Origin of the sequence: Desulfotruncus alcoholivorax DSM 16058 (assembly GCF_000430885.1) — a bacterium.
GTDB classification, from domain to species: domain Bacteria; phylum Bacillota; class Desulfotomaculia; order Desulfotomaculales; family Desulfallaceae; genus Desulfotruncus; species Desulfotruncus alcoholivorax.
Genome location: NZ_AUMW01000026.1, coordinates 47193 through 55532 on the forward strand (window position 1 = coordinate 47193; position 8340 = coordinate 55532).

Below are 8340 nucleotides of genomic sequence, written 5' to 3' on the forward strand. Positions count from 1 at the left end.
ATGCATGCAATTGTCGGCGGTACTGTATTTACAATGAAAGGTTCGGTTTTAAACCGGGGTACGATACTAATTGAAGACGGTAAAATTACTGCTGTTGGCAACGATATCAAGATACCAAAGCAGGCCGATATATATGACGCGACGGGCATGGTAGTCATGCCCGGTTTTATTGATGCCCATGCCCACCTTGGGATAGTTGAGGAGATATACAGGATTGAGGGCGACGATGTTAACGAAAACATTGATCCAGTTACCCCGCACCTAAGGGCAATTGATGCTGTTAACCCAGCGGACCTTGGATTTAAAGATGCGCTGTCAGCAGGAATAACCACAGTTGTTACCGGCCCCGGAAGTTCCAATATTATAGGTGGTGAAATGGCCGCAATTAAAACCTGCGGCACCGTTATTGACGATATGGTCGTACGCTTCCCGGTCGGGTTAAAAGCGGCCCTTGGTGAAAATCCAAAACGCAACTATGGAGCGAACAAAAAGTCACCTGCTACCAGAATGGCTTCAGCCGCGATATTGCGGGAAACCCTGGTTAAAGGCCTGGAATATTTAAAAAAAATTAATCAGCCGGATCAAGCTGAGCGCGACTTGAAAATGGAAGCTATAGCCCGCGTGCTGCGTCGCGAAATTCCTCTACGAGTTCATGCCCACCGGGCCGACGATATTATGACGGCATTGCGGATTGGAGCGGAATTCAACCTTTTATTAGTCATAGAACACTGCACAGAAGGACATCTAATCGCTGATAGATTGGCAGCAGCTGGTGTACCTGCCGTAGTAGGCCCGGTAATGGTAAACAGGGCTAAGGTGGAGTTGAAAAATCGCAGCCTTGAAACAGCCGCAGCATTGGCTAAAAAAGGTGTAAATTTTGCTATTATGACTGATCATCCCGTGGTGCCTATTCAATACCTGACCATTTCAGCGGGACTTACCATGCGGGGAGGATTGAGCGAAAAGCAGGCTCTGGAGTCCATCACTCGAAATGCAGCCAGATTGCTTGGACTGGATGATCGCATTGGGAGCATTGCGCAGGGTATGGATGGGGATATAGTTGTTTTAAGTGGTCATCCTTTTGATCTGAGAACTGTAATAAAAAGAGTTTATGTTAACGGTAAAGTTTCTTATCAAAATTATTCGTAAAAAAGAAGGAATTATTTAGAAGTATGTCGCACAATATATTATGACAGTTAAATACACTAATACAATATAATGTCAAATATTATTGAATCAAGGCAATAGTTTCAAAGGGGTGCTGTTTCTTTGGCTGATAAAATTATGAATATAATGGTAGTTGACGACCAACCTGGTGTACGATACCTGTTGGATATTGTAGTTAAAGAGTTGGGGCATGATGTTAATACCGCCCAAAACGGTTTGGAAGCGGTTGAGCTGACGCGATCCAAGCATTTTGATCTAATATTTATGGATGTTCGGATGCCCCTTATGGGCGGTTTAGAGGCACTTACGAGAATAAAAGCTATTTCACCGAAAACAGATGTTGTCATAATGACAGCTTATGGATCTGATGATACCATTGAATGTGCCAATAATAACGGTGCGTTATGTTGTATAGCAAAACCTTTTGACGTTGAAGATATAAAAAATTTCCTAGATGAATATACCAGGGAAAAATCTTGCAGCAATAATTATTATGCACACCAAGCGGGATAAAAGATGGTTATCCATCTTTTGTTTTTTTAATTGCCAAAAACAGCTTCGTTGTTTATACTTTACGCAAATGCAATCCACACAGCGTCAATTGGTTATAATGGAGTATAGGACAATTATAAACTGGAGGTTGGCATTGTTTAGTTTAGAGCTTAAATCCTCCCGGGAAACAGAACATTTAGGCCAATTGTTGGGCAGCTTATTGCAACCGGGCGATATTATTACTTTAAACGGCGAACTTGGAGCCGGCAAAACTTGTCTGGCCAAAGGCATCGCCAATGGACTGGGTATAGCCGGGCATATCACCAGCCCCACGTTCACATTGATTAATGAATATCCCGGCAAAATCCCCCTGTACCACATGGACGTATATAGACTTGGGTCGCCCGGTGAATTCGAAGACCTGGGTTACGAGGAGTATTTCTACGGATCAGGTGTCACTTTAATTGAATGGGCGGGTCTGGTAGAAGAGTATTTACCGCCAAACCGGCTGGATATATTTATTAATAAACCTGCAGGAAAAGACGAGTGCAGACAGGTGCATTTTGTTGCCTATGGCAGCCGTTTCACGCATATGATTAAGGAGTTGAAGCAGTTTGTTCGTTCTGGGGATTGAAGCAGCCACGCCCGTTGCATCTGTCGCAGTGGCTACGGAAGGCAAAATGCTGGCGGAAAGAATGGTAAATAACCAACGTACCCATTCGGTAAATCTATTGCCAATGATCAGAGATACATTACTTGACTGCGGAGTAAGCAAAAAAGACCTTTCCGGCATCGCCGTATCGATTGGCCCCGGGTCATTTACAGGATTGCGTATCGGTATGAGCACCGCAAAGACCCTGGCCCAGGTGTTAAATCTACCGGTTGCCGGAATACCTACACTTGACGTACTCGCTTATCCATTAAGCGGCCTTTCAGGCCTTATCTGTCCGGTGCTAAATGCCCGTAAATCAGAACTTTACGCAGCCATTTACGGTTGGGATAATGGGCATCAGATATGCCTTAAACCAGCCTTTGCATCAGGAGTAAAACAGTTGGCGGAATTGCTGTTATCCTACAATCAACAGGTAACCTTTCTGGGAGATGGGTTACCGGAATACAAGACTGAATTATGTGACTTGCTGGGTGATTTGGCCCGGTTCGCCCCTGAATGCACATCTTTTCCCAGAGGCGCAGTGGTTGCGGAAATTGGGCTGGCTAGAATCGCAACCGGTCGGAGCGAGAGTCCAATGGACCTGCTGCCAAAGTATGTACGAAAATCAGAGGCAGAAATTAAGTGGCAGGAAAGGTGCCGTTCCAGTCATGGGCAATATTAAATTTGAAAAAATGATGGAGGAGCATCTCGATCAGGTACTTTTAATCGAAAATATCTCTTTTCCAACACCCTGGTCAAAAAACGCATTTGATTACGAATTAAATTATAACGATTTTGCTCATTATATTGTTGCTCTTAACGGTAACGATCAAGTTATTGGATATGCAGGGGTATGGGTAATCCTGGACGAAGGACATATTACCAACATTGCCATACACCCTGGTTGGCGCGGCACCGGATTAGGCTTTGCTTTAATGCAAGAATTAATTTCCAGAGCTGCTTTACTGGGTGTTGAACGCTTTACCTTGGAAGTGAGACCATCAAATAAACCGGCACGGGCCCTTTATCAAAAACTTGGCTTTGTGGAAAAAGGCCGGCGTAAACAATATTATACCGACACCAAAGAAGACGCTATTATTATGTGGATGGATTTATTATCTCAAAAGTACGATTAGAAAGGATTTTAATATGCTTGGAAAATACAGATGGCTATTGCGTTTAACAGGTTTTGCCATAATTGCGGTTGCACTTCTTGGTCACCTGCCAGGCGCCTGGTCCATTGGCGTAGCAATCATAGGGTTGGTTGTTTTTTTCCTGGCAGGGCCTACCTGAGGAAGCTGCTAAACCGCGTGACGGTTATAAATTTTAATTATCGTTGGTTTAATACCGGGGACCACCCCGGTTTTTTACGCTATCTGGTTATTGTGCCATAAATTTATTGCGTGCACTTGTCACTTTTAGTTAAGTAGGAGTGTTATATATGCGAAAGAAAATTTTGAAGCTCCCGTCAGCTTCAACTTACAATCAGCGGCTGAAGGTGAGATTAACATGACGGTTTACCAGGAAGTTTATAACCAGTATTACCCATTCGTTTGCCGTCAATTAACTTATTTATTGGGAAACCGGGCAGAGGCAGAAGATATAACCCAGGAGACTTTTATCAAGTTATATCACAGCCCTCCGCCGGATTACCAAAACATCGGGGGGTGGCTGGCCAGAGTGGCAACAAATTTGGCGTATAATTACATGCGCAGTGAAAAAAGCCGCAAACGCAGGGAAGATAAGATTAACGATAAGTTAATCACGGACACGCCCGAGGAACGTGCCATAAAAAACGAAGAAACAGATTATATCAAGAGGGCACTGGATATCCTGGATGAAAGAAGCAGGCTTTGCTTGATCATGAAACACTCTGGTTTTTCGTATGAAGAGATAGCAGCAGCCACGGGTTTAAAAAAGTCATCCGTTGGTACTATCATCGCCCGATCACAGTCAAAATTCAAGGAAATTTACATGCAGATGAAAGGAAGTGATGCCTGATGTGTTACACAGAAGGTATCCTGCAGGCTTATATTGACGACGAACTGGATGGCGAACAATTGCGGGAGGTTGAATGTCACCTTCAGCAATGTGCAATGTGCCGCCAAAAGGTTGAGGAATTAAAAGTAATCGATGATTTTATCAGCTTGAAAATGCGTAAATATATTGCCGATCCTCAAACCGCCACCAGTAGCAGCACCATGCATAAAATCCCAAAAGCAAAAGGAGATCATAGAATGTCTGAAAAATCACCCGGGTTTTTTAACAGGTATGGGAGAACCATTGCAGTTGCCGCAGCATTACTGGCTTTGATTACCACATTCAGTTTCCCTGGTGTTCGCAGCATGGCAGGAGAATTTTTAACCATATTCAGAGTTGAAAGAGTACAGACAATTACCATTGACCCCAGGGACATGCAGCAAATGGAACTGGCACTGCGTGAAGGAGCCAGTAAAGTTGACGTTAAAAACTTTGGCAAAGTTGAATTTTCAGGGAAAAACGAAACTACCGGTGTAAATGCAGCGGAAGCATCTAAAGCGGTAGATTTCGAAATTAAGTTACCAAACACAAAACAATACGGCTACCCTGAACTACAAAAGACCAGTGGCTCAACAATGACAATGACACTGGATGTCGATAACGTCAACAAACTGCTGCAGGCACTTAATAGCACTAAAATGTTGCCTGAAAACCTTGATGGAAAAACCTTTACCCTGAGTATGCCGGCAGCAATTATCGCAACCTATAATACAGGTAGCGACAGGTTAATAGTTGCGCAATCGAGAAGCCCGGAATTAAAAGCACCCGATGGAATTGATGTCCTACCCATTAGAGATGCGCTGTTGAGCATTCCTGCCCTTCCTGCCGGCATTAAAAACCAATTAAAAGCTATCAATGACTGGCAGCATACCGTACTGATACCAAACGTCAACGGAACATCAAAAGATGTTGTGGTAAACGGAACACAGGGAGTTTTCATTGATTCAGCTTCCGGAAATTCAGAAGCCAAGCTAAAGGCCCTTGTGTGGCATAATAACGGGGTAGTCTATACAATCATGGGCAAAAACATTACGGTCGAATCAGCCATTGCTATGGCAGAGCAAATGAAGTAAAGGTGTGTTCACAGTTGGATTTTGCGATTGAAACGATAAACTTAACCAAAAAGTACGGCAGCAAAGCAGGCTGCACCGATGTTTGCCTCCGGGTTCCCCGGGGGCAAATCTTCGGCTTTTTGGGTCCCAACGGCGCGGGAAAAAGTACCCTGGTTAAAATGCTGGTAGGACTGTTATACCCAACTTCAGGCCAAGCCAAACTACTTGGTTATCCTTTAAACAACATCAAGATAAAAAAGAAACTTGGTTTTTTACCGGAAAATTTTCGCTATCACGACTGGCTAACCTGCCACCAGTTACTGGAATTCCACTCTAAACTTTACGGGATAAACGGCCCGGAAAGAAACAAGCGGATCAGTGCTGTTTTAGAAACGGTAGGACTAGCCGGAAAAGAGCATCAAAAAATACGCACATTCAGCAAGGGCATGCAACAAAGAGCCGGTTTGGCTTGTGCCCTGCTGCCCGATCCGGAGTTGATTTTTCTGGATGAACCGACATCTGCCTTAGATCCGCTGGGCCGCCTGGAAGTACGCCGGATCCTGCTACAATTAAAAGCTAGGGGAACAACGGTCTTCCTAAACAGCCACTTGTTAAGTGAAGTAGAAATGGTCTGTGATACAGTGGCTTTTATAAAAGACGGCAGGATAATCAGGCAGGATTCTTTGGAGCATATTCAAAGCAGTGAGATAAAAATGGAATTAACTATAGGAAAAATCAACGATACAGTTAAACAAGCGTTATCCAATATTGCCCTCTCGTCATATATCGAAGGGGACATTGTTACCGCTTTTGTAAATAGTGAGGACGATATTCCTCGCCTGGCGGAGGCTGTAATTAACAACGGGGCGCAGTTATATGAAATGACGAGGAAGCGGTCTTCCCTTGAGGAGACCTTTATAGAACTGACGGGCGGGGTTGATAATTAATGCTGACTATTTTAAAATTCACTTTTAAAGAGCACTTTAGCAAAAAAGTTCTCTTATTCTCATTAATTCTTGCAGCCATTTTTCTTGGACTTTACGGTTTAGGGGTACACTTTGCCGCCAAAGACCTGGCCAGGAACCCAAACCCCATGATCGCAGATGTTCTTTTTCCCCAGCTTTTATCATTGGGCCTGTATTTCGGCGGTTTTATTGTTTCTTTTCTGGCTATATTCTCAACAGTTGGGGCAGTTTCCTCAGAAATTGAAAACGGTATCATTCAAACAATAATTGCCAAGCCGGTGCGTCGTAGCGAAATAATAACCGGTAAATTTTTGGGTAACGGCTTGTTCCTGGCACTATACGCCTTTTTGTTTTTCTTAACAGTGTATTTTACAATTCGTTTACAAACCGGCCTGGAACTTAACGGATTGTGGAAGGCTGCAGCTCTATTTGCCCTGCAGCCGGTCACCTTATTGGCGGTTACGCTTTTTGGTTCTACCATAATCTCTACCATTGCCAATGGTGTTGTTGTCTTTACCATTTACATGGTTGGGGTAATAGGTGGTATGGTTGAACAAATAGCCTGGTTAATAAATAACGTCACTCTGCAAAAAGCAGGCATTATCGCCAGCTTGATAATGCCTGCCGATGCGCTTTACCGCAAAATCGTAAACAGCCTGCTACATACTACCGGTAACCCGGTTACGGCGCTTCAACAAATGGGGCCCTTTGGCAGCATGGTTGAGCCCAGTATATGGATGGTGATTTATTCAATTTTTTATGTTTTGCTGTTTGTTGGCCTGGCTGTTTATAGCTTTAACAAAAGAGATATATAAAGTTCTAACGTTTATCGCACCAGTTCAAACTCACTGCTTGGCGCCCCGCATACCGGGCAAGTTTCCGGTGGCTCATCACCGGTATGAATATAGCCGCAAACTTTACACCGCCATTGCTTTGCTTCTGGGGTTTTAGCCGGTTTGTTTTTATGCTGTCTATAAAAGGCATAAGTCATGGGCTCATCTTCATTTTTCACATTGCCTTCAATGACTTCACCCACAAACATAGTGTGAGTTCCTACATCAATAGTCAGTTCTGAATCAACCCGGCACTCCAGGTAGGCAATGCACTGGTCAATGATGGGGGCTCCCGTTACACCAATGGTGTACTTAACATTTTCAAATTTATTTACTTCCCGGCCGGAGCGATAGCCAAACTGGCCCACCATTTGCCCGTCTTCCTGTCCCAAAATGCAGACGGTAAAAACCCCGCTCTTCTTAATGTATTCATTGGTTAAATTGTTCTTATTAACGCCAACTACAACCCTCATTGGGGTACTGGTAATTTGAAATACAGTGTTACAGGTCTGGGCATTAATTTTATCACCGTCTTTAGAGCCTACAATAAACAACCCATAGGAAATTCTGTATAGGGCAGGCTGTATCCGGTTTTTATCAGCTTCCGTTAATTCTTTAGCTACTGGAGCGGCTACTTCTTCATCATCAAGGTCATATTCGGACATGTCGACAAGTTCAAATTTTTCGGCAGGAGCCCCGCATCTGGGACAATGTTCCGGGGGATTGTCCCCTTCGTGCAGCCAACCGCAAACAGTACATCTCCAAAATTTCAATTGTATTCACCTTCCTATTTTTTTTAGACATTTTAATTCTAATGGGGTAAAATTAAAAAAACATTACATTAAAATTAATTAATGCTTAATTTGCGATCAAGTCCAAATTGTTGTGTAAAATTCCTCAGCTAGCATTTTAACCTGAACACCGCCACTTAAATTATCCAGCTCGCCATGCGCCAGTCAAGGGTAAATATATTGGCCTTATTTTTATCGGATATAAGCGACATTACTTCGATGGCAGGCAAGGTTTTGCTCTTTTCGCCACTGCAGGTATTCGCTCATATCCAGATACTTTCTACCGGTTGCCCACTTATCGTCAAGCTCCATGAGCAGGGCTCCGATTAAGCGTACTACCGATTCACG

At 43.6% G+C, this 8340-nt stretch carries 10 protein-coding genes and 1 pseudogene; 9 read left to right on the forward strand and 2 right to left on the reverse strand.

From position 1 onward, the window contains the following. The 9 genes from H569_RS0113170 to H569_RS0113215 all read left to right on the forward strand — a co-directional run bounded on the left by H569_RS0113170 (nucleotide 1) and on the right by H569_RS0113215 (nucleotide 7183). A complete protein-coding gene (locus tag H569_RS0113170; RefSeq protein ID WP_027365377.1) occupies nucleotides 1-1149 on the forward strand; it encodes an amidohydrolase in 1149 nt (382 codons plus the stop codon). 120 nt (nucleotides 1150-1269) lie between these two features. Further along, nucleotides 1270-1680 carry a response regulator gene (locus H569_RS0113175; RefSeq protein ID WP_027365378.1) on the forward strand — a complete coding sequence of 137 codons (411 nt, stop codon included), beginning with the start codon at nucleotides 1270-1272 and terminating at the stop codon, nucleotides 1678-1680. A 97-nt stretch (nucleotides 1681-1777) separates the two neighbouring features. After that, entirely contained in the window at nucleotides 1778-2293 is a 516-nt protein-coding gene (gene tsaE, locus H569_RS0113180; RefSeq protein WP_051273654.1) for a tRNA (adenosine(37)-N6)-threonylcarbamoyltransferase complex ATPase subunit type 1 TsaE, read from the forward strand. Further along, nucleotides 2274-2993 carry a tRNA (adenosine(37)-N6)-threonylcarbamoyltransferase complex dimerization subunit type 1 TsaB gene (tsaB, locus tag H569_RS0113185; RefSeq protein ID WP_027365380.1) on the forward strand — a complete coding sequence of 240 codons (720 nt, stop codon included), beginning with the start codon at nucleotides 2274-2276 and terminating at the stop codon, nucleotides 2991-2993. Before tsaE ends, tsaB begins: the two co-directional genes overlap by 20 nt. Further along, complete coding sequence (gene rimI / locus H569_RS0113190; protein WP_027365381.1) at nucleotides 2980-3447, forward strand: ribosomal protein S18-alanine N-acetyltransferase; 468 nt, start codon at nucleotides 2980-2982, stop codon at nucleotides 3445-3447. Before tsaB ends, rimI begins: the two co-directional genes overlap by 14 nt. Nucleotides 3448-3820: 373 nt before the next feature. Then, complete coding sequence (locus H569_RS0113200; RefSeq protein ID WP_034630628.1) at nucleotides 3821-4312, forward strand: RNA polymerase sigma factor SigX; 492 nt, start codon at nucleotides 3821-3823, stop codon at nucleotides 4310-4312. After that, complete coding sequence (locus H569_RS0113205) at nucleotides 4312-5424, forward strand: DUF4367 domain-containing protein (RefSeq protein ID WP_027365383.1); 1113 nt, start codon at nucleotides 4312-4314, stop codon at nucleotides 5422-5424. Before H569_RS0113200 ends, H569_RS0113205 begins: the two co-directional genes overlap by 1 nt. Before the next feature lie 14 nt (nucleotides 5425-5438). Continuing rightward, nucleotides 5439-6350, forward strand: a complete 912-nt coding sequence (locus H569_RS0113210; RefSeq protein WP_027365384.1) for an ABC transporter ATP-binding protein — start codon at nucleotides 5439-5441, stop codon at nucleotides 6348-6350. Next, complete coding sequence (locus tag H569_RS0113215) at nucleotides 6350-7183, forward strand: ABC transporter permease (RefSeq protein WP_027365385.1); 834 nt, start codon at nucleotides 6350-6352, stop codon at nucleotides 7181-7183. The genes H569_RS0113210 and H569_RS0113215 overlap by 1 nt, the downstream gene beginning before the upstream one ends. An 11-nt stretch (nucleotides 7184-7194) precedes the next feature. Here the strand turns inward: H569_RS0113215 and H569_RS0113220 are convergent, their stop codons facing one another. After that, the gene (locus tag H569_RS0113220; RefSeq protein ID WP_027365386.1) at nucleotides 7195-7974 is read right to left on the reverse strand and encodes a flavin reductase; all 780 of its coding nucleotides are present in this window, start codon (nucleotides 7972-7974) and stop codon (nucleotides 7195-7197) included. A gap of 210 nt (nucleotides 7975-8184) precedes the next feature. Continuing rightward, a pseudogene (locus tag H569_RS22260) lies at nucleotides 8185-8340 on the reverse strand (IS256 family transposase); the annotation flags it as partial.

Excerpts from the sequence above, each read along its gene's own strand:
- H569_RS0113170 (WP_027365377.1), top strand. The coding sequence starts at position 1 with ATGCATGCAATTGTCGGCGGTACTGTATTTACAATGAAAGGTTCGGTT.
- tsaE (WP_051273654.1), top strand. The coding sequence starts at position 1,778 with ATGGAGTATAGGACAATTATAAACTGGAGGTTGGCATTGTTTAGTTTA.
- rimI (WP_027365381.1), top strand. The coding sequence starts at position 2,980 with ATGGGCAATATTAAATTTGAAAAAATGATGGAGGAGCATCTCGATCAG.
- H569_RS0113200 (WP_034630628.1), top strand. The coding sequence starts at position 3,821 with ATGACGGTTTACCAGGAAGTTTATAACCAGTATTACCCATTCGTTTGC.
- H569_RS0113205 (WP_027365383.1), top strand. The coding sequence starts at position 4,312 with ATGTGTTACACAGAAGGTATCCTGCAGGCTTATATTGACGACGAACTG.
- H569_RS0113215 (WP_027365385.1), top strand. The coding sequence starts at position 6,350 with ATGCTGACTATTTTAAAATTCACTTTTAAAGAGCACTTTAGCAAAAAA.